We start from the raw sequence: 25486 nt of genomic DNA on the forward strand, positions 1-25486 counted from the left end.
CCGATAGAGACTCCAAGGCATCAAGTACGCTAATGAGAGTTCTAGGCTCAGAGGTATTGCCCTCATGTATCTCTGAGTAGATGGGTAGTCCCCTGTGATCAACAAGTAGTGCCAGAGAAACTAATGTGCAATCAAAACGCTTCTCTTTGGAATGTCCATGTTTAGCTAGGGAGTTCCCCTTAGTAGAACCTTCGAAGTAGGTATTTGTTAGATCAAAGAGAAAGAGCCTGGTATTCGTCCTAAAGAGATCAGAGCTAGCTCTATAGAGTGCTGGCTCTATGACGGCTTTAGCGTCATAGAGCTTATCTGCAATTACATAGACCTTATCCTTGTGAAACTTAGAGAGATCGATACCACATATCTCAGGTAATGAAGAGTTGGAGTTGATATACGAATAGGTCTTTCGATCAGATCCAGGATGAATAAGACGAGCTATTATCGTTGCCTTGGCAATACCAAGGGATTCACCCGATAGACCTGCACTCTCTAGGATCTTATCGAAGCTAAGAGCTTCATAGAACGAGTTTCCTATGAGTTCTGGACCGATACTTCTACTATTGATAGTCTTAGCACTAGAGAGATCTACCATCTCAAGGTCAGCCTCAGTAGCTCTTGTTTCTTTAGCGGCTGCAACTTCGGAACGAATTGCATACTTAGTGATTGCCAGATCGGCGTATCTGGCAATAATAGGATCTGATTCAAAGAGCGAGGTTACTCCAGAGAGTCTCTGGGCAATTGCATTGGCCAGAGCTGGCCACAATGACTTATCCAGGTCCAGTTCGGTCAAGGTCATTACTATACGTTGACGGGGACCTTTTTCACAGCGGTAGGACTCAACGAGTTGGTACTTACTGTAGCTAACGCCGGTCTTTTTATTAACTGTTGGAGTTTCACGGATAAACACAACAAGACAATAGCACCATGTCAGAGCTAATGCAAGTCATAATCAAAACTACTCAAAAATTAGGACACTACATTCGCGACCCAAAAAGACCTAATACCCATCTACCAGGGCATCTATAAATCGCCCAAGTCGAAAATCGCCCAAAATCCCCTCAAAAGGGACCAATTAGGGCGATTTTTCGGGAAATCTGCGAAAGATGGGCTAGGTCTGTCTTAGGTTTGTGGGAATCCGAAGTCGACACCCCGTCGCGACTCATGGACCCAGCGCTGCGTGACCACTTTGCCTCTGGTGTAGAACTTCACGCCTTCTTCACCATGGACATGGGTATCGCCAAAGAGCGAGTCCTTGTATCCACCAAATGAGTAATAAGCCACCGGAACTGGAATTGGAACATTTATTCCGACCATGCCAGCTGATACTTCACTCTGGAAATAACGAGCTGCGCTTCCAGAACGAGTAAATATCGAGGCCCCATTGGCAAATTGATTTGAATTGATGAGTTCGAGAGCTGCGTTGGAATCTGCTACCCTTGTACAACTAAGTACTGGTCCAAAGATCTCGTTGTCATAGACGGCCATACCAGGGGTTACATTGTCAATCAGTGATGCGCCAAGATAAAATCCAGCCTCACTCGCTACCTTATGGTCACGGCCATCGACAACCACCCGAGCGCCGTCCTTTCTTGCCGTCTCGATAAATGATGCTACCCTATCACGATGCTCGGCTGTGACCAGCGGTCCCATATCTACGCCTTCGTCAATACCGTATCCAATATGTAGTTTTGCGATACGATCTGAGATCAGGTCGATCATTTTATCTGCGATATCCCCGACCAACACCAAAGCCGAAATCGCCATACAGCGCTCCCCTGCAGAGCCATAAGCCGCAGAAACAACAGCATCAGCAGCAGCTTCCAAATCTGCATCAGGCAACACAACCATATGATTCTTAGCGCCACCAAGAGCTTGGACGCGCTTGCCATTTGCGCTAGCTCGACCATAGATATACCTAGCTATTGGTGTCGATCCTACAAAGCTGACGGCTCTAACCAGGCTATGGTCCAAGAGGGCGTCGACGACGGTCTTATCACCTTGCACAACATTAAAGACACCATCTGGTCCACCCGCTTCGCTAAAGAGAGAGGCCAACAATAATGAAGTACTGGGGTCCTTCTCAGAAGGCTTCAGAATGAATGTATTTCCTGTTGCAATTGCAACAGGAATCATCCAAAGCGGAACCATCGCTGGAAAGTTAAAGGGGGTGATTCCAGCCACCACTCCAAGAGGCTGGCGAATTGAAAAAGTATCAACCTCACGAGAGACACCCTCGGAATACTGGCTCTTTTGGAGTTGTGGAATACCACAGGCAAACTCCACCACCTCAAGACCCCGTCGCACCTCTCCAATTGCATCTGGGAGAGTCTTTCCATGTTCATTGGAGATAACCCGTGCAATATTTGTCACATTTCGCTCAAGCACCTCTCGGTATGCGAACATGACTCTCGCCCTTTGGCTAAGTGGAGTCTTACCCCATGTTGCGAAGGCTTGATGAGCACTAGCAACTGCGCTATCCACATCCAAAGAGGTTCCTAAGACAACGCTTCTTGTTACCTGTGCGGTACCAGGGTCATAGACGTTGGACGAACGATCCGACTCCCCTAGATTCTCTTTGCCGTCAATATAATGTGCTACTACATTTTCCATAGCGAACTCCTCACTGTAAGCAAAAATAAAAATAAATCAAGATCTCAATTTAAAGAGATTTACTAGCCGCAGCGATGGCCTCGACCAATGCGTCAATCCCGTGATCGGCTTCTTCCAACGTGATCGAGAGCGGTGGAGCAATTCGAAGTACATTTCCAGCGATTCCACCTTTGCCCACAAGCAGACCGCGACTCTTAGCCTCTTCAAGGACTAGGGAAGCGATCGCCGGAGATGGCACGACTGAACCAGCTTCGCACAACTCAATTCCAATCATTAGCCCCTTACCACGCACGTCAGCTACCGTATCTATAGCTTTGGTCTCGTTCAAAAAGCGCGTGATCATATGGGCACCTACTTTTGCTGAATTAGCCTGGAGGTCATTCGATAACAGATATTCGAGATTTGCTAGCGCACCACGAGCCACCAAAGGCGTACCTCCAAACGTCGAGATCGAGGTACCTGGGATCGCGTCAATCACCTCTGATCGACCTACTATTCCAGCCATCGCAAGGCCGTTTCCCAGTCCCTTAGCAAATGTAATGAGGTCAGGAGCGACACCGTGGCTTTCGTATCCCCAAAAATTCTCGCCAGTTCTTCCCCACCCAGTCTGAACCTCATCTGATATATAAAGAATTCCGTGCCGGTCGAGAACCTCTTTGATCGCTCCAAAATATCCATCGGGAGCCAGTGAAAATCCACCAACACCCTGTATTGGCTCGGCGATCAGGGCGGCAACTTGGCCTGATGTAGCAGTAGAGAGCAAGTCTTCCAAGTCTGCCACTCCACGCTTGATGTACTCAGAATCGCTCAAACCTGCCAATGGCCCCCTGATTCTAGAGCCACCGAGGATATAGAAGACTTGAAATGGTGAGAGATTCGTCGCGGCATACCCTGGATTAGCGGTAACTGCCAATGAAGAGAACGAACGACCATGATATGAGTTCCGTACCGCCAAAATCTGATTGGAACTTCGAAATGCTGTAGCGAACAATAGAGCGGCATCGTTTGCCTCTGAGCCAGAAGTCGTAAAAAATACCTTGGCGTCATCGATATTGGACAACTTAGCAATTCGCTCTGCCAACTCGATCATTGGTTCGATTAGATACAGAGTCGAGGTGTGGATCATCTTTTTGGCTTGGTCGACTATGGCATCGACAACCTCCGGAACCGAGTAGCCAGTCATTGTCGTCAGAATCCCACCAAAGAAGTCCAGATAGCGGTTACCGTCAGCATCCACCACATAGCGTCCATCGCCAGAGACGATACTTATCGGCTCGTTATAAAAAAGAGACAGCCACTTAGGCATTACTGCTTTATGGCGCATTAGTAAATCATGCTGAGACATGGTGAGGCTCCTTGACCTTAAATGGGCATCTGATCCTGAGGTAAAAACCCATACTCTACAAAATATCTTAAAAGATTGCACTTTGTACTAATTATAATGCTATTTTTGTATTAGTACAAAGATTGGTTTAGCGTTGATCCTAAAAATTGATTCGTCCCGCTTCCTCGGTGTCAAAAATGCTAAAGAGATCGCCGAGCAATTGGAGGAGATAGTCATCACCGAACAGGTCTCCTCCGACACAAAACTACCCCCCATTAGAGCGCTAGCTCGAACGCTTAGTGTCTCTCCATCCACGATCGCAAGTGCCTACTCTGAACTTGAGCGACGGGGGCTAGCCAAAGGTTTAGGGCGTGCTGGAACTGTGGTGACTCGAAGAAATCGTGACCTTGGACGTGCTCGGGTATTTAGCATGGTGCCTACTCGTAACGAAGGATTAGCGCTCGATCTTTCAACCGGCTTTCCAGACCCTATACTGCTCGATGATCTACATCGCCGGGCAAAGGTAGAGCTAGCAACTACGACATCGTCAAATTTCCTACATCGCACTGTCTGTGATGAACTTCTAATTCAACTTATGGTGCTACACGAGGTGAAATCCAACGAGATAACAGTTGTCAATGGATCTCTAGATGCACTTGATCGCATCCTTGAGCAGACAACAACTCCCAGTGACCGTTTTGTCGTCGAAGAACCCAGTTATCCACCGATCTTCGATCTCTTAGAGGTGCATAAATTGATCCCTATCCCTGTCAAACTAGACAGCGAAGGAGTCGAGCCTGACTCTTTAGCCGCAGCCCTAACGCGATCTCCGACAGCGATAATAGTGCAACCTCGATCACAAAACCCAACTGGTATCTCAATGAGTGCAACTCGCTACCAAGAACTAGCTTCAATCTTCGCCAAATCTGAAAAAGTAACAATCATAGAAGACGACCACTCCGGAGCCATTTCAACTTCAACGATAAGATCCTTCAGGGGCAAGGTCCCTAATCGTGTTATAAATATTCACGGATTTTCGAAGTCTCATGGACCCGATCTACGAATCTCTTCAATTGCGTCAGATTTTGAGACTATCAGCGCCCTCAATAGTCGTCGACGTCTCGGGCCATCTTGGACCTCTGAGATAATTCAAAGGATCCTAGCCAATCTCCTGAGCGATTCAATTGCAAACGAATCTGTCAATAATGCCCGAAAGACCTACGCTAAGCGCCTCAGCGACCTAGCCGAGGCGCTTAGGCAAGATGGAATCGAGATCTCATCCAACGATGGATTAAATGCATGGATCCCAGTGACATCCGAAGTAGGGGCCATCACAGACCTCGCACGCCAAGGAATCGTAGTTGCACCGGGGAGCGCATTTCATTTAGATCCGAACCATTTACCTCATCTAAGGGTAACCACGGCGGCCCTTACCGATCCCCCACTTAGCCTTCATATGGCTCTAAATGCATGGAAGGTGTAGACCCCTAAAACAAAAAGTTAGACCTTTATGCCTATGGCGACCCAACAATAAAGGTCACGAACCTTGGAAGAAGATCTTGGCAAAGAAAGAGTGACATCGATATCTATATTTGCATCTAATGGCTCGTGATCATTATCGCAAGCCAAACAAATAGTCCCTTTTATTTAAAGTGGCTCTTGTCAAGGCCACCATTTGCGCAAAGCACTTGCGGTCTGGCTTTTTTAATCCGCTTGGCCAAAGATGGCCAAAGTTAATCGAAGATCTACTCCAAGACTCTCCAACTAAAAGCTTTGGACGGAGTCACTAACCAAAGAGATCTCCGCTATCGGCAGGCCTATCTAGCCCTATATGTTGATATGCCAGAGCAGTAGGAACGCGGCCTCGCGGGGTCCTTGAAATTAGTCCACTCTGGAGTAAGAATGGCTCATAGACGTCCTCGATCGTCTCAGCGTCTTCACCTATCGTCGCTGCGATAGTCGTAATTCCAATCGGTCTTCCACCGTATCGGATACACATGGTCTCAAGAATAGTTCGATCGATCTTGTCGAGACCCATCTCATCGGCTCCAAAAAAGCTAAGAGCACGCCGGGCAGTTTCCATATCTATCATCTCTGCTTCGTTCACCTGGGCAAAGTCACGCACACGCCGAAGAAGACGATTAGCCAATCGGGGCGTGCCACGGGAACGTCTTGCTATCTCAATCGATGCATCTCCAGTAATCTTTAGATTCATAACGCCAGATGAACGTTGCACGATCTTAGTAAGCTCGGGAACTTCGTAGTAGCCCAGGTGCGCCACAAAGCCAAAGCGGTCCCTCAGAGGACCAGTTAGCATTCCGGTTCGCGTCGTAGCACCAATAAGAGTAAATGGTGCTAGGTCCAACCGGATAGAACGAGCCGTCGGTCCCTCTCCAATGAGGATATCTAACTTGAAATCTTCCATCGCTGGATAAAGCACTTCACCTGCAGATTTAGACATCCTATGGATCTCATCGATAAAGAGGACGTCACCCTTGTTGAGGGAATTTAAGATCGCGGCCAAATCTCCTCCGCGAACCAGTGTTGGACCAGAGGCGACACGAAATCCTGCGCCCATCTCATTTGCAACTATCTGGGCTAGCGAAGTTTTGCCGAGACCGGGCGGCCCCGCAAAGAGAATATGGTCTACGCTCTCGCCACGCTGAATCGCAGCCTGGATAACAACATCCAGGTGACCTTTAAGGTCTGGCTGACCAATAAATTCCTCAAGACTTCGGGGTCTAATCGCAGATTCAAGTGCCGAATCGCCAACTATTGCAGCTGGATTGGTTGCTTCGATGCGATGACCACGATCACCACCGCCAACGTCACTAGCGCCGACGACCTCTTTTCTCGGACTCATTTCGTGAGCTCCTTCAGTGCAAATCTCAGGGCCTGCTCGGAATCGAGATCTCCATCGATCCTCGAGAGCGCCCCTCTAATCTCCTTGGAGTCAAAACCAAGTGCCGATAGAGCCCCTTCAACCTCGTTTCGCACCCCAGCCGAGATGCTCAAACGCCGCACATTGCCTATCGAATCATCTCCAACTGCAGTTCGAATGAGGCCAACTTTAGAAGAAAGCTCTACCAATATCCGACTCGCTGTCTTTTCCCCGACTCCTGGAACCCTAGTCAGCATCGCGGTCTGTTTAGTCTCTATAGCCTCAATCAAATCGTCGACCCGCAAGGTGGAAACTATCATGGAAGCCATAGATGGACCAATCAGGCGAACATTAATTAGCGCTTCGAACAGATTTCGATCCGCCATTGACCCGAAGCCGAAGATCGTAATGGCATCTTCACGTACGACCGTTACACAATATAGTTCAACGTCCTTATCGACCGAGACCGAGACAAAGAGCTCCGCCGAAACCGAAACGAGATACCCAACCCCACCAACATCTACAACTATTGATCGGTCTCCAGCCTTTCCTCTAACCTTGCCACGTAATAGCGCTATCAACGAAGATCTCTACTTTCCTAGAATTAAAACTAACAGATGAAAATCGAGCTTCTGATTTGAACCCAACTAAGAGAGTACCAGAGCTCCGCCACCAGAGACATTTGCTAGATGACACATTCCAAGAGCTAATGCATCAGCGACATCTGGAGGATTTGGCATCTCATCTAGGTTAGCTAAAAGTTGTATCATCCGTTGAACTTGATACTTCGAGGCGCTACCGTGACCAGCTACAGCCAACTTTACTTCAGCGGCGCTATATTCAACGACTGGAACCCCTCTTTGGTAACAACACATATGCACTAACCCAACGGCCTGGCCAACGCCAAAAGCGGTCTTGGCATTCTTGCGAAAAAGGATCCTCTCGATGGCTACGACATCTGGAGAAAAATCATCCAAAAGAGAGACAAAATCCCCATGAAAGACTGAAAGGCGATGGCCCAAGATATCCTTGTGATCCGTAACAATAACCCCACCGCTGATCATATCGACTCCAGGTTGGATGGAAGAAGCTGGATTATTCTGAACAACACCATAACCACATCGCGAGAGGCCAGGGTCAATTCCAAGTACACGCATCCGCGCCCCCATCTGGGTTTTAGTCGGCAATTGGGATCGTAATCTACGAAAATAGGAGACCTAAAATTAACGTCCCGAAGATTTGGCTTCAGCCTCTTGAATAGCCTCCAAAAGAGCGCTGGTGGGCTTATACGTCAAGCCAGCCGTAGTTCGATGACAATATGAAATAATACCGAACCTGTCGATCACAAAGATGCTTCGCCGATAAAAGCCAAGTGGCCCTAGCACCTCATATGCCTTTGCGACCGCCTTATCGCCATCACTGAGAAGTGGAAAATTAATCCCATATTTCTCAGCAAAGTCGCTATGAACTTGAGGATCTTGAGGGGATACCCCCCAAACCATCGCTCCCAATCTCGAAAAGTCAGCCATTCCATCTGAATAGGCCCTAAGCTGAATAGAACATACTGGTGAGTGGTCTTCGGGGTAGAAGGCAAGCACCAATGGGGTGCCAATCATCTCAGATACACGATAACTCGCTCTAGGGCTCCCGTCTAGCGTAAAGTCAGGAGCCCTATCGCCAACACCAAGTGGCACTACGCCTCCACCAATTCAAGAATCGAATCTGGAATATCAAAATTTGCATAGACATTCTGCACATCATCGAGATCTTCTAGTGCATCGACGAGCTTTAGCACCTTGCGTGCATCCAACTCATCATTTAGCTCAATCGTAGCATTGGGAACCAGATCTAATTCGCTCGATGAAACTTTGAATCCTGCTGCCTCGATCGATTCACGAACCTCTTGAAGAAGATGCGGAGGACATAGCACCTGCCAGGAATCACCTAGATCAACTAGATCTTCAGCACCTGCATCAGCAGCTGCGAGCATCAGCTCATCTTCGTCTATGTCACGTGAGGTTAAGATTACGCCCTTACGCTCAAATTGCCAAGCAACCGCACCCGGCTCTGCCATGGATCCGCCGTTTTTGGAAAAGATTGTCCTGACATCAGGACCGGTTCGATTGCGGTTATCGGTAAGACACTCGATGATCATTGCAATTCCGCCTGGGGCATAACCCTCATAGGAGACAGCTTCGTACTTTACGCCTTCAAGTTCTCCGGTTCCGCGCTTTATAGCACGCTCGATAGTATCGAGTGGGACTGAGGCTTCGCGGGCTTTAGCAAACATCGTGCGAAGCGTTGCGTTCGAGCTAACATCACCACCGCCTTCGCGGGCTGCGACTTCAACTTGACGAATCAATTTTGCAAAGAGCTTGCCTCTTGCCTTATCTTGAGCACCTTTTTTGTGCTTTATGGTTGCCCATTTAGAGTGACCTGACATTTATTTCCACCTAGAGCCAAAACAACTAAACTCGAAAGTCATCCACGAATAGCTTATGCAGCCTTGAGTCGTTGGTAACCTCGGGATGAAATGAAGATACCAATACATTAGCGTTACGACACACAGCAGGGACGCTCTCAATACGATTTGGTCCAAAGTCATATGTTACACTCGCCAACACCTCGACTCCAGCTCCAACTCGAGTGACTACCGGAGCGCGAATGAATGCTCCACGCATTGGCGTATCAAGCCCTTTGACTTGAAGATCCGCCTCAAAGGAATCGACTTGGCGTCCAAAGCCATTTCTTCGAACCGAGATGTCAATACCACCAAAGGCAATTTGATCCGCCCGGCCATCATGGATCTCCTTAGAAAGCAAGATCATTCCGGCGCAAGTCCCAAAACAGGCACCTTGGTTTGCCAAAAATTCACCAATGGCCCCGAAGAGTCCTGAGGATTCCAAGAGCATCGATATCGCCGTAGACTCCCCACCTGGAAAAACCAAATGCGTAATGCCAACCATATCTTTGGGGAGTCTTACAAGCTTGGACGAGACATCGATTCGGGCAAAAGCCTCTTGGTGCTCACGGAAATCTCCCTGCAGCGCCAAAACACCTACATTCACCGCCAAGGAACTAGTTACCAACCTCGTTCGGCGAGGTGAACATCTACTTCGTCCATCTCAATACCCACCATGGCTGGGCCTAGATTTCTAGAGACCTTGGTCAATATTTGAGGATCCATATAGTGTGTTGTTGCCTCAACGATCGCGCGAGCGCGCTTAGATGGGTCACCACTCTTGAAGATACCAGAGCCCACGAAGACCGCTTGTGCACCCAATTGCATTACAAGTGCCGCATCTGCTGGGGTGGCAATTCCACCGGCACAAAATAGCGGAACCGGAAGTTCGCCTCGACGGGCCACCTCTTGCACGAGTTCGATTGGAGCACGCAACTCCTTAGCCCAAGCGTACAACTCGGAAGAGTCAGCTTGGCCAATCTTTCTTACGTCCCCCAGAATGGAACGCAGGTGACGAACGGCTTCGATTACATTACCAGTGCCAGCTTCGCCTTTGGATCGAATCAGAGCGGCACCCTCGGAGATACGACGAAGAGCCTCTCCAAGATTTGTAGCACCACAGACAAAGGGAACATTAAACTTCCACTTATCTATGTGGTGAGCCTCATCCGCTGGCGTCAAAACTTCAGACTCATCGATATAGTCAAGCGCCATCGACTGCAAAATCTGTGCTTCAACGAAATGGCCGATCCTTGCCTTTGCCATCACTGGAATCCCCACCGACTCCTGAATCTCAGCAATTAGTGCCGGGTCGCTCATTCGAGCAACACCGCCATCGCGGCGAATATCAGCAGGTACTCGCTCAAGAGCCATAACGGCTATCGCTCCGGCGTCTTCAGCGATCTTGGCCTGATCGGCGTTGACTACGTCCATAATTACGCCACCACGGAGCATCTCCGCCAAACCGGTTTTTACGCGTACTGTAGCCTTCTCCAACGATTCTTTTACGATCTCACTGTTGTCGTTTGACACTTTTATCCACACCTAAGCTCTTATCCAATGTAGACACGCCTACATTGGAGCACCACACTATGGATACTCATTCTAGTCCTAAAATAATAAGTTAGGATTAGCGACCACGGCTCTCAAACCAAATCGTCCGGACAATTTCACAAGAAAACCATCGAAGATGGAAATTTAATACAACGCCTATTGTGTCGTTGTAAAAGATGCACCAATAGGCGCAAAGATTACCCAGGTCCTACCGGGACGAAGTTTGACCGGTGTGCCACTGCTATAGGAGTAGTTTGTCGGTGAAACATTTGAAGATTTGGCCCATGTTGCAGCTCCTACATATCCACCTATTGCAATCTCAGCGTTACCATTTCCTACAATCATCCCTTCTGGAACTGGATTGCCAGCCGGATCCACAAATCCTGTATTGGCGTAGGGAATAAACTCAATTATCAAATTCGTCGCCGAGATGGGAGCACCCGTCGTATCCACTACGTTGGTGCCATTGATGGACTTGGTCCAATCGGACCCTGAGCGATGGTAGGTCCAAGTGTCAGTGGTGACGCCTGACATCGCGATAGTAATGCTTTTATTACGTATTGTTGCACCAGGTATTTTCAAGTGGGCCGAGCCATATTGAAACAACGGCTTAGCTGGAACACCGCGCCCATTTGCTGCACCATAGAGCGCCTTAGTGCTAGAGTAAAGATTGTGTGGCTCTGCTCGAGAGTAGTCACGCGTGTAGGCGCTACCTGCTACCATCGCACCAACGTCAACGATGCCGGTTGCTCGAACTTCCGAGACAAAAGTAGGTATTCCCCCGGAATAGGCAAGTAAACCCGTCGTCTGGGCGGCTAGAGCAACGTCGGTTCCACGCACAGATCGAATTGGCCCAACCGAAGGTGCATTTTGGCTTTGAAAGACTGCCATATACCGAGTGATTCCACCCTCAACGACCTCTTCATAGACGAGATCGGCTTGGTTGATTCCAGACTGGGGCCAAGCCTGGGGAGCATTGTCAATCTTGACCATTAGCGCCGGTCTATTCAACTTCGAGGCATCGGCTTTTGTTGCCGGCAATCCCGTCAAAGGAAAGGTGCCAATCGTAGCCGAAGTGGTGGATGTGGTCGACGTCGGTACCGCATTTGTAGTGGATGAGGAAGCAACGGAACTACCCGAAGATCCACATGCTGCCAATAACATTCCTGTGGTTAAGGCAATACCAACTAATATAGAACCACTTTTTGGCAAAGTCTTCTCCAATTCATCGACGTCATAATTAGCGTAATATCAAGTACGTCAAATCTGATTCAAAATCCCGACAGCTCAGCTATGCGTTGGTCCATCTCGATATCATCGAACTCTGGGATAAACCAAAATTGTGCAAACAATCGTCTCTCGGTATCCTTTGACGGTCTGACACTTATCTCTTCGGCACGTTCCATAGCTGAGATGAGGGCAGGTGGAAATCGGGTTATGGTAATACCACCAATGTCATTGGCGATATCGCGGCCCAACATCTCGTGACTATGAGCCGATGGAACAAAGCGTTGGGAGTATTTGCCCATCGTTCTTTGGAAGGCTCGTAATCGAGCTTCGTATTGAACTTGACCTGTTCGAATCTTGACCAATTCGCGAGCTATAATCGCCTCTAATTCCATGCGAGTCAGCAGTTCCAATGCACCAGAGGTGACCACAAAGGCACCTTGACGTCCGGGACCCACTATAGCAACTGTATTGATCTGAGGTTCATCGAGCAGATAGGCCCCAGGCATATCTATTCCGACTGTCGCCGACAATCCCTCCAGCAGCGATACAACACGAGGATGAAGATCGCCAGAGAGCTCGGTCAACCCGAGAAATCTTGTCTCGTCAGCACCTCCCTGACTGAATGAGACAGATCCAAAGACAAGAGAGCCCGCGACGATGATTACGCCGATCAAAAGGCCAATCTTGTCGGGAACGCCTACTATTGCGACCAGAGATCCAATAACAATGCCAAGGACTGCTCCCACAATCCCTGAAACAACCATGAAGTAGGTCAACAACTCCGCGGCCGCTGCCTTGGTGTCAAAACCCTTTACTCCACCCCAAAATTTGAATGCGCCCTGTTTAGACAACGCTAAAAACCTCACCTAGCATCAAGAAGCTTCGGAAATCGATTCTTCAAAGGCTTTGAGATACCTTAAAGCAAGATTATCAATTGAGTGCTCTGATGCTCTCTGTAAACCGCTAGATACTAGCCGCTCTTTCAACTTATCATCCTGTAAGACCCGATCAATTGATAACGCTAGAGCCTCTGGATCACCAGGAGCCACAAGCAGAGCCTCTCTATCCTTCCTGGCGACCTCTCTATATCCCCTGATATCCGATGCCACCACAGCACCAGAAGCTGCCATAGCTTCAAGAAGAACGACACCAAATGATTCACCAAAAAGACTTGGTGCAACAAATACATCGGCCGCCCGCATACGTGATGCGGCCTCTGCATCTGAAATTCTACCAAGCCAATCCACATTCGACAAATGAGAGAACTTTTTATGCAATACCGGAGTCTCAGGACCATCACCGGCAATCCAAAAGGTGGCGGGTGATCGGACTAATTCCACGCTACGCAAAAGAACCTCTAAGCCTTTACGATTCTCATGGCGTCCCAAAAAAAGTACCACCGGGGATTCTTTTGGCCAAATGGGGCCTGTTGAATATCGACCCAAATCAACGCCATTACCCAAGATCTCATAACTTCCGCCTATGACACGAGATGCTGTTTTAGCAGCCTCAGCTGAGACTGCGAAGCGCCGGGTAATCCTACGCGCCAGCGGAGACATCGCCCTGCCAAAGGCGAGATAAGCTAGTGACACTCCTTGGCGGTGGAAGGTGCCAACGATGGGAATCTCTACCGAAGCCAACGTAACCAAACTAGGACCAGGCGCAAGGGGCTCATGTAGGTGGACGACGTCATATGAGTAACTCCTCAATTCGTGACGCAACTTAGCCATTGTCGAGGGGCGCAGGCCAGTAGGCGCAATCGAGCCATTTGCACGAAGTCTTAGCGAAGGACCCAAACAGACCATATCGTATGGAGGAATCAAATCGTCACAGGGGGCGAATAGTTCCACCTCGTGACCGTGTGCACGCATCGCCAACGTTAGGCCTACCACCTGAGATTGAACACCCCCAGGAAAACCAAGGCTATATGGACAAACTACTGCAACTTTCACTCAAAATAGGTTAGGCCACACTCTGGCTAATAGCTACCCTCAATTCCTGGCAATTACGCTGCCCAGTTATTCATCCCTCAATTGCTCAGATAACGCAATCTCAGCCAAAACCTTCCTTAGCGCTATAGCTCCAACAAAAATATCAATTGGTGGCTTCTGATCTACCAGAGCGGACTCAAAGTACCAATGTGGGTGCGCTTTGGCGACTCAACAAGAACTTCAGATCGTGGCATTCATGGGCCGTCGCCCCAATCGAGATCGAAATAGTCATCAAAAAGGCTATGGAGAACCATCGAGCACCCCTCTTCAAGGAGATACCTTCCCGAGGGGTAAATCGACGAACTCGAGGCAATTATTAGTCTCACACAAATCGCCGATTTGAAAAATACCCTAATCTCATCTTCCGCAAGCATTTTCCAATAGAAGATAGGCTGCAACGGCGAGATCAAGCTTCTCGAAGCACCAATAATGACCTAATTTCCCCAGAGTTACAGCCAATCGAGCCATCTAACAACTTCAAAAAGACACCTAGATAAGAGTGAAAATAGACCTTATCAATAAGAACGCGGAGTATAAACCTCCCAAAGGCTACGACATCGCTAAATTGGCCAACCATTTCAGGAGAACATTACGGAATTAGCTCTTTAACAATTTTAGACTTTTAGCGCTATATGGCTTGGTCGTCTAAGGGTAAAAACCTCTAACTGAATCAAAATAGACGACCATTAATAATTGACTTTTAAACTACTATGGCCACTGCTAAACAACCATCAATACAGGATCATTTGTAATTAAATCTCAAAAAATCAAGGGTGAAATATAACCCATAGTTGACCTACTATCTAATTTGGATTCTCAAGTCATATTATCGCCAGTGCTATCGCTTTAAAAATAGATCCAACGCTAACAGATAGCAATAAGAAACCGCATCGATCGACAACAGCATAACACCTAAAAATATCCCAATCGTAAAAAGCAGGGTGCAGAAAGGCTAAGCGTGGAGACGGATGTTAGGAGCCTGCGCTAGAAGTTTTCTCTACGATACAATCTTACCGCTAGGTCAGGCATCTTATGAAACCATAGCCCAGAACTTCGCTCCTGCTAGACACATCAAGCCACTTAGAATCACATTTCAGTGCGCAAAAATCACCGTTAGAACCTGATATCCTACGAGTACATTAGCACTGTTATACAATCAAGTAGCGAAAACCAAACCATGTTTTGGTAGGCCCGTATCCAAATAAAGTATCCCAATATCCGTGTTATCTATGGCTTCGAATAACCATGCTATTCATCTCTAGTAATATCGAAACATTACAAACAATAGCTATTATACAATCGAAGTGATCAGCAAAATTAAAATAATGAGCTTACTTTGTAAAGCCCATTATTTGAGATTTGAATTGTCAAAGAGGGGTTGAAAAACGTGCCACTGCTCTGGTGCTTGGCTAATCAAGGTCTCAAAAGCATATGCAATCTCTTGAGTTAAACGTTTTGCATCGCTTCGGAGATTGGTGCGCTCGCCCACCTTTATTTCAGGCAACATTCGCATGCAATGGCCTCCATTGGCCTCCATAAAGACGGCAGTTGGAAGTAGCGGCGCTCCCGTGCGAAGCGCCATTATTGCAGGCCCCAGTGGCATTGAGATCTTTCTAGAAAAAAAATCAACCTCAACACTTGAAGCGTCCAAAGAGCGGTCGGCCACGATCGCTACCACCTCATTTGCGCGAAGAGCGGCAACTATCTTTGGCATCGGATTGTCATCGTGGCGAATTGGTTTCACGCCAAATCGAGTCCGAAGTTCTAAAAACCACTCATATAACTCTTGAGGCTCAAGGCCCTCAACAACTGCATTGACGCCAATGCGATCCGTATCGAACCAAGCCGCGCCAAAGTCCCAATTGCCAAGGTGCGGAGCAACTACAATTGCTCCTCTTCCTTGTGCGATGGCTTCGTACAGGCTCTCCATTCCCTCAGACCGGCCGTGAGACAATATCATAGATCGTGATGCTGTGCCCATCTTGAATGATTCAAACCAATACTGGGCATAAGATACAAAAGACCTAGCAACAAAGGCTTCCAAGTACACGCCCTGTGTCCCCACGACAGGTGCAAGGTTATTTCTCACCACCAAGCGTCGCTTTGGATTGGCTAAATATGCTAGCGACCCGCCAAAAACTCCAATTTTAGAGCCCAATTCAAATGGAATCACTTCAGCTATGGCGTTGGCAATCTTATAGCCAAGCAAAAGCCCTCTGTCTTTGAAAAACTTCTGAATTTCCATCAACCTTCGATCAACAATGGAGAGTTCTCATCCAAAGATCCCTATCACCACTGGCCGCCAAAGCCAGCACTACCAACGGAAATTTCGGATCCACAAACAAAGCTCCAGCTTAAGCTCATCTTTGATGAAAACGAAAGACCCTGCTCTTTTGATCTATCAACGGTCAGCCAAAGTGGATTGTCGTGGAACTAACGAGCAAAAGGCTAAAAGGAGTTAGTCGTGGAACTTTGAAGTAAACCATCGTGAACGATCTGCATTTGCCTGGCTAACTCTAACCCTATGGCTTCTGCGGTTATCAGCACGATGACCACGACCACTACGAAAACGCTCTTTCAAAGACGTCTCCGAGAGACGCTTACGAGATTGATACGATTGTCGGATACGTAGCTTAACCCTGTTATCTCTATTGGATGCTTGAGCCCAAACCTTGATAAATCTTTGAAAGACAGTAACCACAGAAAGAACAAGCACAAGCCACAATATAGGAATCAACAAAGGTGGAATCAAAATCCCCACCATCAATAAAACGAGGCGCTCAGCGCGTTCCATGATCCCGCCCTTGGCATTGAATCCAAGAGATTCGGCTTTGGCTCGCTGATAAGAGATCAAAGATGCGCTCCCGTATACCCCAAATGGCAAGATGACAAGATAGGTATGATGGCTAGCGATAAAGTAAAAAGAAAGGCCAACTGTTATCATCAAATCGCTGAATCGATCCGATACCGAGTCGAAGAAGGCACCGCGGGCTGAAGAGGTTCCTCTGGCTTTAGCAACAGGTCCGTCCAAAAGATCAGGTACCGATGAGGCCACCAATGCTATGAAAGCTATGAAAAGATGCGACGTTGCTAAAAGAGCACCCGTCACGACTGACATTACCACACCTGTTAGCGTCAAAATATCAGCCGTAATACCGATACTAGCTAGCGCAATTCCAACAGGTTGGGTTCTCCGATCAACTTGTGACCTCAGATTCCCATCAAACACTTTAGAATTCTCCAATTTTGAGATAATTTAGTGCGATCTTATCTCAAGAAACCTAAGACCCACCAACCATTGCTTTCATCTTAGGCCATTTCGAAGTGAATTAGCACCCTATGTGGCAGATGTCTTAGTTACAAAAGTCACCTCCAATTCTTGGAATCGAGGTTCGCTTTCTGATAAGTTCTCAGGTACGGAGGTGTTAGGCGCTTGAAGTTTATGGATCAAAGAGTTGGAAAGAGACCGAAAAAAAACCAGCCATCCACTTCCGCGGATAATCAGTAACTCTCAAAACGCTCCCAATAAGACGCTTTGAAAATGAGGCCATGGGGCATATATCCTCATGGACCAAGGAGGTGGTTGGATTGAACCCGACAAACTCGGAGAAGATCCGAAATGTTGCAGTCGTCGGCCAGACAGGTTCAGGCAAGACTAGTCTCGTAGAAGCTATCTACCATCACATAGAAAAGACCTCACGCAAAGGGCGTATCGAAGATGGTAACACAATTAGCGACTTCGAAGCCGAAGAGATCAAGCATAAGCACTCTATAAGCCTCTCTTTGGTAACCCTCAACTATGGCGGATACAAGATAAATCTCCTGGACACCCCTGGAGTGGTCGACTTTATTGGAGAGGTGCATAGTGGCCTTGGCGGCTGTGATATGGCACTCTTTGTCGTCTCCGCAAGTGAAGAGATCACATACGACACAAGACGAATATGGAATATCGCTGCAGCAAACTCCATCCCGAGGATGATCTTCATAAATAAGATGGACAAGGATCGCGCCAATTTTGAAGATACGATAGATGCATTGTCCCTGGCATTTGGGGCCGGGATCGCTCCAATCGAACTCCCAATAGGAAATGGCCCCAATTTCGCGGGTATCATTGACCTATTCGACGAGACTTCTACCTCATATTCTGCTGGGTTACCTACCATCTCTGAGATCCCAGCAGATATAGCCATTACCGAACACCGAGCTCATGATCTCCTCGTCGAGGGAATCGTAATTGCAGACGACTCTGCAATGGCTGCATATCTAGAGGGTGAAGTACCGCCAAAAGCCGAATTAGAAGAGCTGATGGCCCAAGGAGTGGCCAAGGCACAAGTCTTTCCTGTAGTTGTGGGCTCCGCCACATCCCAAATTGGAATAGACCGACTAGTCACCTTCCTCTGTGAGATCGCGCCACCACCAAACCCCAATACAAGCGACGCCCTTGGCCTTCAAACCTTTAAGACCTATTCGGATCCTTTTCTTGGCCACCTCAGTCTTACTAAGATCATCTCAGGAACGCTCAAGGTCGATAGTGAGTGCTTCAATCACAGATCAAACGCCACTGAAAAAATCCATTCCTTCTTCAGCCTGGTAGGTAAAGAACATCTAAATTTAGCTACGGCTTCAAGTGGCGACATAGTCGCTATAGCAAAGCTGGGATCGCTAAGGACCGGCGACTTTTTAGGAACACCAAACTCCTCGGCCCCTAGACAGCTACTTGAATTTCCAAAACCTACCCTTTCATACAAGGTAACACCGGCTGCTAAAGCTGACGAAGAAAAACTCTCGCTGGCCCTATCTAAGATTATCGAAGAGGACTCAACTTTAGATATCCATCGAGATACACGATCTCATGCCCTAATTCTCTCTGGAATCGGTGAGTTGCAACTCACAACGGCACTTGAAAAAGCACAACGAAGATACGGCGTCAAAGCAACATTGAGTCCTTGTGACGTAGCGTACCTGGAATCTCTGGCGGGAAACTGCGAGGTGGAGGGAAAGTACAAGAAACAAAGCGGAGGTCACGGGCAATTCGGAGTCGCTCGCCTTCGATTTGGCACCAAGGAGATCGGTGGTGGCTTTAGCTTTCACGACGAAATCGTTGGAGGTTCTATTCCTCGCCAATTCATCCCAGCGGTAGAAAAGGGTATTGTTGATGGTGCAAACACCGGAGGTAAATACGGGTTTCCTGTAGTAGATTTCGAAGCACACCTATACGATGGCGCCTATCACAGCGTGGACAGCTCGGAGATGGCCTTCAAAATGGCTGGTTCGATCGCCCTTCGTGAGGCGATCGAACGCTTAGGAACTGTTGTCCTCGAACCTATATCGCAGATAAAAGTTTCAATTCCTCCACAGCTCCAAGGCGAGGTCCTTGGAAATCTAAACTCCCATCGAGCAAAGGTTCTAGGTAGCGACCATGACCAAGCAACTGGAAGATTCATTATAAGTGCAGTTGTGCCCACCAACGAACTGATGACCTATTCAAATGAATTGCGTTCGATAACAGCAGGACAAGGTGAGTTCGATGCGACCTTTGACCACTACGAACCACTTCCCAAGGCTCTCTACGGGAAGTATCTTACCTAAAGATATCGGTCTTTTGCCAAGGAAGCGGTGACGCTCAAAGTCGCTCATCGATAACGGCATCTACAAAGAACTAATTCACACAGAACTAATTCACACAGAACCCTGACAAACAATAAGGTCCCAAGGCTCATCTACACTATAACTCTTGGGACCTTTTCAATAGGAACCGAGCTTGCTTTTGTTATTTGCGACACAACATCTGAAGTGGATCTGATTAATCAATTGAAGAACAGAAAACGAATGCCTCCGACTTATTTTCTGGACCAATCTGTTATTGTTTGCCGCCCTAGTGATGCTACATCCAAATAATTGCTGGATTGCCAACCAATCAATCGAAAGATTCGAAAGAGGCTCGGTCTACTGCCTAGCGACCCCCAAACGACTCAATCGACAAGACCACTACATGCAATCAAGAAAGTTCGTTACCACATAGCAGGAGGAGCCAAAAAGAAGGGGCCTACCCAATACACGCGTAGGCTCCATGAAATCAACTTTGATCCCTCTTTTCCCATGCATCCTTCAATCGCCCGTAGGTAGAATCCAACGACTCTGGGAGAACCCTAATATTGGCTATCGTGGTCGCAAAGTTAGTATCGCCAATCCAACGAGGCACTAGATGAAAGTGTACGTGGTCATCGATCGCTGCTCCCCCGGCCTTTGAAATGTTCGCACCCACATTGAAGCCATCAGGATTATAGACGTCCCTAACGATGCCAATAGCTCTTCGCAACAATAGCGTATTTTCGATCGCCTCCTCTTGGGAAAGATCCAATATGTCGTTGTGATGAAGATAGGGAATAACCATGAGATGTGCAGGTGCATATGGATAGGCATTCAGAACCACGTAGTTTCCCTCACCGTAGTGCAAAACCAAGTTCGACTCTACTGTGTTTGGTTCTCCCAATTTACAGAGAATACATCCAAGCATCTCTTGTTTGGTGCTAACCCCTTCAACAAAGGTGCGTCGCCAACCAGCCCAGAGGATGTCGATCATTCGGTGACCACCAGTGGCGTTGGGACAAGTTCGCCGGAGATCTCATCCAAGAAGGCACTAAATAAGACATCGGTCTCTGGCTTATCGGATCCTCTTCTATTGACACCTACAGTCTGGGCAGCAACATCCCGGTCACCTACAACCAAGATGTATGGCGTCTTGTCCAACTTAGAGCGCCTGATTCGAGCCCCTAGTGGCTCATTAGCCCCATGGACAACCACCCGTGCTCCAATTTGAGTCAAGGCACGAGCAATAGACTCCGCATATTCATGGTTCGACTCTTTCACTGGAACAACCGTTATCTGGGTTGGAGAGAGCCAGGTTGGAAGAGCACCTGCATAGTGTTCGAGCAAAATTGCAAAGAAACGCTCCACAGAGCCAAAGAGGGCTCTATGGATCATATAGGGCCTCTTGCGAGTATTATCCGAATCGACAAACTCCATATCAAATCTCTGTGGTAGTTGCAGATCAACCTGCAATGTAGAGACTTGCCAACGTCGCCCAATCGCATCCTTTAGATGAATATCGATCTTAGGAGCATAAAAGGCGCCCTCGCCCTCTGCTCTAACATAGGGTATTTCCGACTGCGATAGAGCATACTCAAGTGCGTTAGTTGCCTCTTCCCATTCATAGTCCTCTCCAACGGACTTGGCGGGCCTAGTGGCAAGTTCGGCCTCGAAATCCTCTAGACCAAAGGCTTTAAGGAGTTCTATAATGAACTTCAAAAGACGAGAAAGCTCACCGCCAAGCTGCGAAGGTGCGCAAAATATATGTGAATCGTCCTGTGTCAATCCTCGGACACGTGCAAGGCCATGCAACACGCCGGATCTCTCAAATCGATAGACAGTACCAAATTCAAAGAGGCGCAGTGGAAGCTCTCTGTATGATCTCTGATGGGCCTTGTAGATCAGGATGTGCATTGGACAGTTCATCGGCTTGGGGTAGTAGGTAGCTCCCTCCATCTCCATTGGAGGATACATGCCGTCCTTGTACCACTCGAGATGGCCCGAGACCTCAAATAAGGTCGACTTAGCAATATGGGGAGTCCATGCAAACTGATACCCCCCAAGAAGATGCGATTTCTTGGAGAAGTCCTCCATCAAGTGTCGAATCAGCGCACCCTTAGGGTGAAAAACGGGAAGTCCGCCACCAATTTCCGGCGGAAAGTGAAAGAGATCTAACTCCATTCCAAGTTTACGATGGTCTCTTCGTTCAGCTTCGTCCAGACGAACTAGGTATGCCTCTAGTGCATCCTTTGACTCCCATGCAGTTCCATAGATGCGTTGTAGCTGATCTCGCTTTTCATCGCCCCTCCAGTATGCCCCTGCCACTCTCATTAGCTTGAATGAGCCCAAATATGAGGTAGACGGGACGTGTGGACCCCGACAGAGATCCACAAATGTCTCACTATTTCGATAGATAGAAACACCCTTATCACTCACGCCTTCGTTGGCGTCTTCGGAATCATCCAAATGAGCTACACCTTCGATGATCTCTCGTTTGAACGGTTGGTTTCCAAAGAGATCGAGGCCCTCTTGTATCGAGAGTTCCTCACGCACGAAACGCTGATTTGCCTTTATGATGGAGCGCATCTTTGCTTCAATGCGTTCCATATCCTCGTCGTTAAAGCGACCATTATCAACGAGAGCAAAGTCGTAATAGAAACCATCCTGAATAAATGGACCTATGGCGAACTTCGAGCCTGGCCACAGTTCTAATACGGCTTGAGCCAAAACGTGAGCTGTGGAGTGGCGTAAAATCCCCCGACCGGAATCCGAGTCGCCCGCGACTAAAACCACCTCATCGCCAAAGGGAGTCCGCGACAGATCGACCAATTCGCCATTGCACTCCATCGCCAGAATAGATCTTTTGTTCTTGATTTCCACGGCATTCACGACTTCGAAACCGCTAAGAGCCGAATCTATCTCTCTTGAGGTGCCGTCGGGGAGCAATACTTTCATAGTCTCTTTACTCTCTGTCTTCCCAATTATTTACAGACAAGTCTATCGCTCCATAGGCCCATGGCCAATAAGCGTCTCTCATAATGACTACCTGTAGAGAAATTCACGTTTTGGGGCAACTATCAAGAGGGTGTTCTAAGCCAACGACACCAAAGATCGATCTGCCCCAAATTCAAGTTCCCAATTTCGGCTTAAAGTACAATTCCTAAGAGTGCTGCGGCTCTAGTAACATCAAAGTTGGCCCTTGCGGCATCGTCGATGATCGCTAAAGCAGATGGGGCATCCAGGTCATTTGCTAAAGCAGTACATACTTCTATAGATACGCCATTATCTACCTTGGCAGAGGTGACAGATCTCCAAAGGTTGATACGCTCAGTCGCGTGCTTGAGCATCTCCTCGTTCCACTCCCAATGGCTCCGATAGTGGTTTTCCATGAGCGACGCCCTCACGATGCCAGCGTCATAATCGGCTAGGAGATCACCAATAAAGACAAGATTTCCAAGAGACTTAGACATCTTCTCGCCGCCCAAGTAGACCATACCCACGTGCATCCAAACATCAACGAAGTCGTGACCTGTTACTACCTTGGATTGAGCAGCTTCACATTCGTGATGTGGGAACAAGAGATCGTACCCACCACCATGAATATCGATCTTATCTACACCCAATTCGCGCATAGCCAAAGCCGAACACTCAATATGCCACCCTGGACGTCCTGGGCCGAATCGTGAGTCCCAGAATGGTTCATCCTCGAGCGAAGGCTGCCATAGCACAAAGTCAAGTGGATCCTTCTTGTTCGGATCTTCAACGTTTCCGCCCCGTTCGGAAGCTATAGCGAGCATCTCTTTACGATCAAGATGCGAAATCTCGCCGAAATCTGCATACTTAGATTGGTCAAAATAGACCGCTCCACCGCTTTGATACCCATAGCCAGCATCAATAATACGTTGGATCATCAAGAGAATATCTGAGATCGCAGAAGTTGCTCGAGGCTCAACTTGGGGTGCCAAAAGGCCCAATGCGGTCACATCTCGATCAAATCTAGCGATCTCAGATGCCGCCAAATCTAGATAATGAACTCCTAAGCTTCGTGCTTTACCAAGAATCGAATCGTCGACATCAGTGATATTTCGAACCCATTTGACCTTATAACCCTCTTGCATCAAAGCCCGCGACAGAAGGTCAAAGCTCAAAAAGACAGCTGCATGGCCAAGATGTGACGCGTCATATGGGGTAATACCGCAACTATACATCGTCACCTGATCTCCACTGGGTGAAATCGTCTTCATTTTCTGCGTAGCGCTGTCGAAAAGTTTCATTTATTACCTGCCTCAATCCCTGAAAGTGAAAGTGAAGTCCGAGTCTTATACCGAATGTTCACATTTATCAGCACTGCCGTCATTGCCTCAATCGCCAATGCGGCAGATATATTCCCAGCATTGATCCCCCGACTACCTGGAATCTCATTCACAAGTTCGATAACGCTGGCAATGGCATCGCTGTCATCGGAGCAAACCAAAATATCCGAGTGCAGCGAGGAACCCAAATCGCCCAATTCCTTCGCAGGCGCATGGTGAAAGGCTCCAACGATACGAGCTCCAGGTACACAAGAAGCCAGATGTTGCGCTACTGAACCTCTTGGTAGCGTCAAAGCGTGCATATTGCGGCCATGCTTATAGAGGGCGTTCGCCATTGAAATGACGATCTTTCCCTGGACTTGCTGGGCCACACTCGTAAGAGTCGCCTCTGCGCCATCCCAAGGTGTTGCTACGACAACGATCTCAGATTGGGCTGCACTCAAGTTGTCACCGCCAACTAGTGTTCCAGTCAAGGCGCTCAAATCTAAGGTGTTGACGAACTCCTTAGCTCGTTCGGGATCTCTCGACCCCAAGGTCACATTATGGCCCAAAGACGCATATCTAAGGCCCAAAGAAGATCCTGCGGGGCCTGTCCCGCCTAGGACGCCAATCGATGGTTTCATACAATACCTCCAAATTCAATTCGCTACCTTATCAAAAGGCGCGACTCTGTGCCTTCAGTCCTACTAGCGTGCATGTTGGAACTTTTTAGGTTTTGCTTGCAAGGCTATAAGGATTGGAGAGACAAATGGGCATTCTCGACGGAAAGAAGATACTCATCACTGGAGTATTGAACGACCAATCGCTGGCTTTTTCAGCCGCTCAGGAAGTTCAATCCCAGGGTGGAGATGTAATTTTGACCGGCTTTGGCCGCGGGATGTCGATTACCGCACGAGTTGCTAGAAAACTAGCCGCAACGCCTGAGGTCTTAGAGCTCGATGCGTCCAATCCTGAGCACTATGTAGCACTAGCAAGTGCAATTGAAGCGCGATTTGGCCATCTAGATGGAATACTCCACGCCATCGGCTTTGCGCCGGCCCCGTGCCTAGATCCCGATATGTTTGTGGCCGAGTGGTCTGATGTGGCTACTGCGGTCCAAGTATCTGCTTATTCACTAGCACCACTAATCAAGCACCTCTTACCACTCCTGAAAAAGGGAAGCGATCCTTCAGTGGTTGCACTTGACTTTGACGCAACTCAAGCCTGGCCCGGCTACAACTGGATGGGCGTCGCCAAGGCGGCTCTTGAGTCCCTGACTCGTTATATGGCCCGTGAAGCAGGACGCGACGGTGTTCGAGTAAACCTGATCTCAGCTGGACCAATTAGAACCATTGCCGCGAAATCTGTCGGCGGATTCTCCGATTTCGAAACGATATGGGCCGATCGTGCACCCCTTGGATGGAGCGTTACCGACGCAAAGCCGGTGGCAAAGGCCATAGCTGCACTCCTATCCGACCTCTTCCCAGCCACGACTGGTGAGATAATCCACGTCGATGGTGGATTTCATGCCGTGGGAGCCTAAACAATAAGCGTTCC

At 48.2% G+C, this 25486-nt stretch carries 23 protein-coding genes; 4 read left to right on the forward strand and 19 right to left on the reverse strand.

All coding sequences use genetic code 11. The features are described from left to right. The 3 genes from AXFE_RS04700 to AXFE_RS04710 all read right to left on the reverse strand — a co-directional run. On the reverse strand, positions 1–904 hold a 904-nt coding region (locus tag AXFE_RS04700; RefSeq protein WP_455423329.1), incomplete at its 3' end, for an IS1634 family transposase. 212 nt (positions 905–1116) lie between these two features. Further along, entirely contained in the window at positions 1117–2607 is a 1491-nt protein-coding gene (locus AXFE_RS04705; protein ID WP_052604727.1) for a CoA-acylating methylmalonate-semialdehyde dehydrogenase, read from the reverse strand. A 49-nt stretch (positions 2608–2656) separates the two neighbouring features. Then, positions 2657–3952 carry an aspartate aminotransferase family protein gene (locus AXFE_RS04710; RefSeq protein ID WP_052604728.1) on the reverse strand — a complete coding sequence of 432 codons (1296 nt, stop codon included), beginning with the start codon at positions 3950–3952 and terminating at the stop codon, positions 2657–2659. A 133-nt stretch (positions 3953–4085) separates the two neighbouring features. On the opposite strand from AXFE_RS04710, the gene AXFE_RS04715 reads away from it, so the two are divergent. Continuing rightward, positions 4086–5414 (forward strand): aminotransferase-like domain-containing protein, encoded by a 1329-nt coding sequence (locus tag AXFE_RS04715; RefSeq protein WP_052604729.1) that lies wholly within the window; start codon positions 4086–4088, stop codon positions 5412–5414. A 303-nt stretch (positions 5415–5717) separates the two neighbouring features. Here the strand turns inward: AXFE_RS04715 and ruvB are convergent, their stop codons facing one another. The 8 genes from ruvB to AXFE_RS04755 all read right to left on the reverse strand — a co-directional run bounded on the left by ruvB (position 5718) and on the right by AXFE_RS04755 (position 11820). Beyond that, a complete protein-coding gene (gene ruvB, locus AXFE_RS04720) occupies positions 5718–6794 on the reverse strand; it encodes a Holliday junction branch migration DNA helicase RuvB (protein ID WP_052604730.1) in 1077 nt (358 codons plus the stop codon). Continuing rightward, complete coding sequence (ruvA, locus tag AXFE_RS04725) at positions 6791–7393, reverse strand: Holliday junction branch migration protein RuvA (RefSeq protein ID WP_052604731.1); 603 nt, start codon at positions 7391–7393, stop codon at positions 6791–6793. Before ruvA ends, ruvB begins: the two co-directional genes overlap by 4 nt. A 66-nt stretch (positions 7394–7459) precedes the next feature. Further along, positions 7460–7969, reverse strand: a complete 510-nt coding sequence (gene ruvC / locus AXFE_RS04730) for a crossover junction endodeoxyribonuclease RuvC (RefSeq protein WP_052604732.1) — start codon at positions 7967–7969, stop codon at positions 7460–7462. A 66-nt stretch (positions 7970–8035) separates the two neighbouring features. After that, positions 8036–8506: a peroxiredoxin gene (locus AXFE_RS04735; RefSeq protein WP_052604733.1), complete on the reverse strand. Its 471-nt coding sequence runs from the start codon at positions 8504–8506 to the stop codon at positions 8036–8038. Beyond that, positions 8506–9255 (reverse strand): YebC/PmpR family DNA-binding transcriptional regulator, encoded by a 750-nt coding sequence (locus AXFE_RS04740; RefSeq protein WP_052604734.1) that lies wholly within the window; start codon positions 9253–9255, stop codon positions 8506–8508. Before AXFE_RS04740 ends, AXFE_RS04735 begins: the two co-directional genes overlap by 1 nt. Positions 9256–9280: 25 nt before the next feature. Further along, positions 9281–9880, reverse strand: a complete 600-nt coding sequence (gene pdxT / locus AXFE_RS04745) for a pyridoxal 5'-phosphate synthase glutaminase subunit PdxT (protein ID WP_235347610.1) — start codon at positions 9878–9880, stop codon at positions 9281–9283. Positions 9881–9894: 14 nt separating this feature from the next. Then, positions 9895–10806 carry a pyridoxal 5'-phosphate synthase lyase subunit PdxS gene (gene pdxS / locus AXFE_RS04750; protein ID WP_052604807.1) on the reverse strand — a complete coding sequence of 304 codons (912 nt, stop codon included), beginning with the start codon at positions 10804–10806 and terminating at the stop codon, positions 9895–9897. A 177-nt stretch (positions 10807–10983) separates the two neighbouring features. Continuing rightward, entirely contained in the window at positions 10984–11820 is an 837-nt protein-coding gene (locus AXFE_RS04755; RefSeq protein WP_235347612.1) for a DUF3048 domain-containing protein, read from the reverse strand. Between AXFE_RS04755 and AXFE_RS20705 the strand changes: the two genes are divergently transcribed. Beyond that, positions 11813–12067, forward strand: coding sequence for a hypothetical protein (locus AXFE_RS20705; protein WP_235347614.1), 255 nt, complete (start codon positions 11813–11815; stop codon positions 12065–12067). The two genes, AXFE_RS04755 and AXFE_RS20705, sit on opposite strands and share 8 nt — an antisense overlap. Positions 12068–12098: 31 nt before the next feature. Here AXFE_RS20705 and AXFE_RS04760 read toward each other — a convergent pair whose 3' ends face one another. The 4 genes from AXFE_RS04760 to AXFE_RS04780 all read right to left on the reverse strand — a co-directional run bounded on the left by AXFE_RS04760 (position 12099) and on the right by AXFE_RS04780 (position 17277). Next, positions 12099–12908 (reverse strand): M48 family metalloprotease, encoded by an 810-nt coding sequence (locus AXFE_RS04760; protein ID WP_052604736.1) that lies wholly within the window; start codon positions 12906–12908, stop codon positions 12099–12101. A 21-nt stretch (positions 12909–12929) separates the two neighbouring features. After that, positions 12930–14009, reverse strand: coding sequence for a glycosyltransferase family 4 protein (locus AXFE_RS04765; protein ID WP_052604737.1), 1080 nt, complete (start codon positions 14007–14009; stop codon positions 12930–12932). A gap of 1387 nt (positions 14010–15396) precedes the next feature. Then, a complete protein-coding gene (locus AXFE_RS04775) occupies positions 15397–16293 on the reverse strand; it encodes a lysophospholipid acyltransferase family protein (RefSeq protein ID WP_052604739.1) in 897 nt (298 codons plus the stop codon). 213 nt (positions 16294–16506) lie between these two features. Further along, complete coding sequence (locus tag AXFE_RS04780) at positions 16507–17277, reverse strand: CDP-alcohol phosphatidyltransferase family protein (RefSeq protein WP_052604740.1); 771 nt, start codon at positions 17275–17277, stop codon at positions 16507–16509. A 359-nt stretch (positions 17278–17636) separates the two neighbouring features. On the opposite strand from AXFE_RS04780, the gene AXFE_RS04785 reads away from it, so the two are divergent. Continuing rightward, the gene (locus AXFE_RS04785; protein ID WP_160291731.1) at positions 17637–19637 is read left to right on the forward strand and encodes an elongation factor G; all 2001 of its coding nucleotides are present in this window, start codon (positions 17637–17639) and stop codon (positions 19635–19637) included. Between the two features lie 487 nt (positions 19638–20124). Here the strand turns inward: AXFE_RS04785 and AXFE_RS04790 are convergent, their stop codons facing one another. From AXFE_RS04790 to npdG, 4 genes are all read right to left on the reverse strand, one after another. Then, on the reverse strand, positions 20125–20631 hold the full coding sequence (locus AXFE_RS04790; RefSeq protein ID WP_052604742.1) for an HIT family protein: 507 nt from the start codon (positions 20629–20631) through the stop codon (positions 20125–20127). Next, on the reverse strand, positions 20628–22592 hold the full coding sequence (gene thrS, locus AXFE_RS04795; protein WP_082058488.1) for a threonine--tRNA ligase: 1965 nt from the start codon (positions 22590–22592) through the stop codon (positions 20628–20630). The genes AXFE_RS04790 and thrS overlap by 4 nt, the downstream gene beginning before the upstream one ends. Before the next feature lie 191 nt (positions 22593–22783). After that, positions 22784–23851 carry a cysteine--tRNA ligase gene (locus AXFE_RS04800; RefSeq protein ID WP_235347616.1) on the reverse strand — a complete coding sequence of 356 codons (1068 nt, stop codon included), beginning with the start codon at positions 23849–23851 and terminating at the stop codon, positions 22784–22786. A 56-nt stretch (positions 23852–23907) separates the two neighbouring features. Then, positions 23908–24573 (reverse strand): NADPH-dependent F420 reductase, encoded by a 666-nt coding sequence (gene npdG, locus AXFE_RS04805; RefSeq protein WP_052604744.1) that lies wholly within the window; start codon positions 24571–24573, stop codon positions 23908–23910. Positions 24574–24698: 125 nt separating this feature from the next. Between npdG and fabI the strand changes: the two genes are divergently transcribed. Then, positions 24699–25472, forward strand: coding sequence for an enoyl-ACP reductase FabI (gene fabI, locus AXFE_RS04810; RefSeq protein WP_052604745.1), 774 nt, complete (start codon positions 24699–24701; stop codon positions 25470–25472). The last annotated feature ends 14 nt before the right edge of the window (positions 25473–25486 follow it).

Source organism: Acidithrix ferrooxidans, from assembly GCF_000949295.1.
GTDB lineage: Bacteria > Actinomycetota > Acidimicrobiia > Acidimicrobiales > Acidimicrobiaceae > Acidithrix > Acidithrix ferrooxidans.

Bases quoted from the DNA above. Each gene is read 5' to 3' on its own strand.
- AXFE_RS04705 (WP_052604727.1), bottom strand. From the start codon at position 2,607: ATGGAAAATGTAGTAGCACATTATATTGACGGCAAAGAGAATCTAGGG.
- AXFE_RS04710 (WP_052604728.1), bottom strand. From the start codon at position 3,952: ATGTCTCAGCATGATTTACTAATGCGCCATAAAGCAGTAATGCCTAAG.
- ruvB (WP_052604730.1), bottom strand. From the start codon at position 6,794: ATGAGTCCGAGAAAAGAGGTCGTCGGCGCTAGTGACGTTGGCGGTGGT.
- ruvC (WP_052604732.1), bottom strand. From the start codon at position 7,969: ATGCGTGTACTTGGAATTGACCCTGGCCTCTCGCGATGTGGTTATGGT.
- AXFE_RS04740 (WP_052604734.1), bottom strand. From the start codon at position 9,255: ATGTCAGGTCACTCTAAATGGGCAACCATAAAGCACAAAAAAGGTGCT.
- AXFE_RS04755 (WP_235347612.1), bottom strand. From the start codon at position 11,820: ATGGTCAAGATTGACAATGCTCCCCAGGCTTGGCCCCAGTCTGGAATC.
- AXFE_RS04775 (WP_052604739.1), bottom strand. From the start codon at position 16,293: ATGGAAATTCAGAAGTTTTTCAAAGACAGAGGGCTTTTGCTTGGCTAT.
- AXFE_RS04790 (WP_052604742.1), bottom strand. From the start codon at position 20,631: ATGATCGACATCCTCTGGGCTGGTTGGCGACGCACCTTTGTTGAAGGG.
- thrS (WP_082058488.1), bottom strand. From the start codon at position 22,592: ATGAAAGTATTGCTCCCCGACGGCACCTCAAGAGAGATAGATTCGGCT.
- npdG (WP_052604744.1), bottom strand. From the start codon at position 24,573: ATGAAACCATCGATTGGCGTCCTAGGCGGGACAGGCCCCGCAGGATCT.
- fabI (WP_052604745.1), top strand. From the start codon at position 24,699: ATGGGCATTCTCGACGGAAAGAAGATACTCATCACTGGAGTATTGAAC.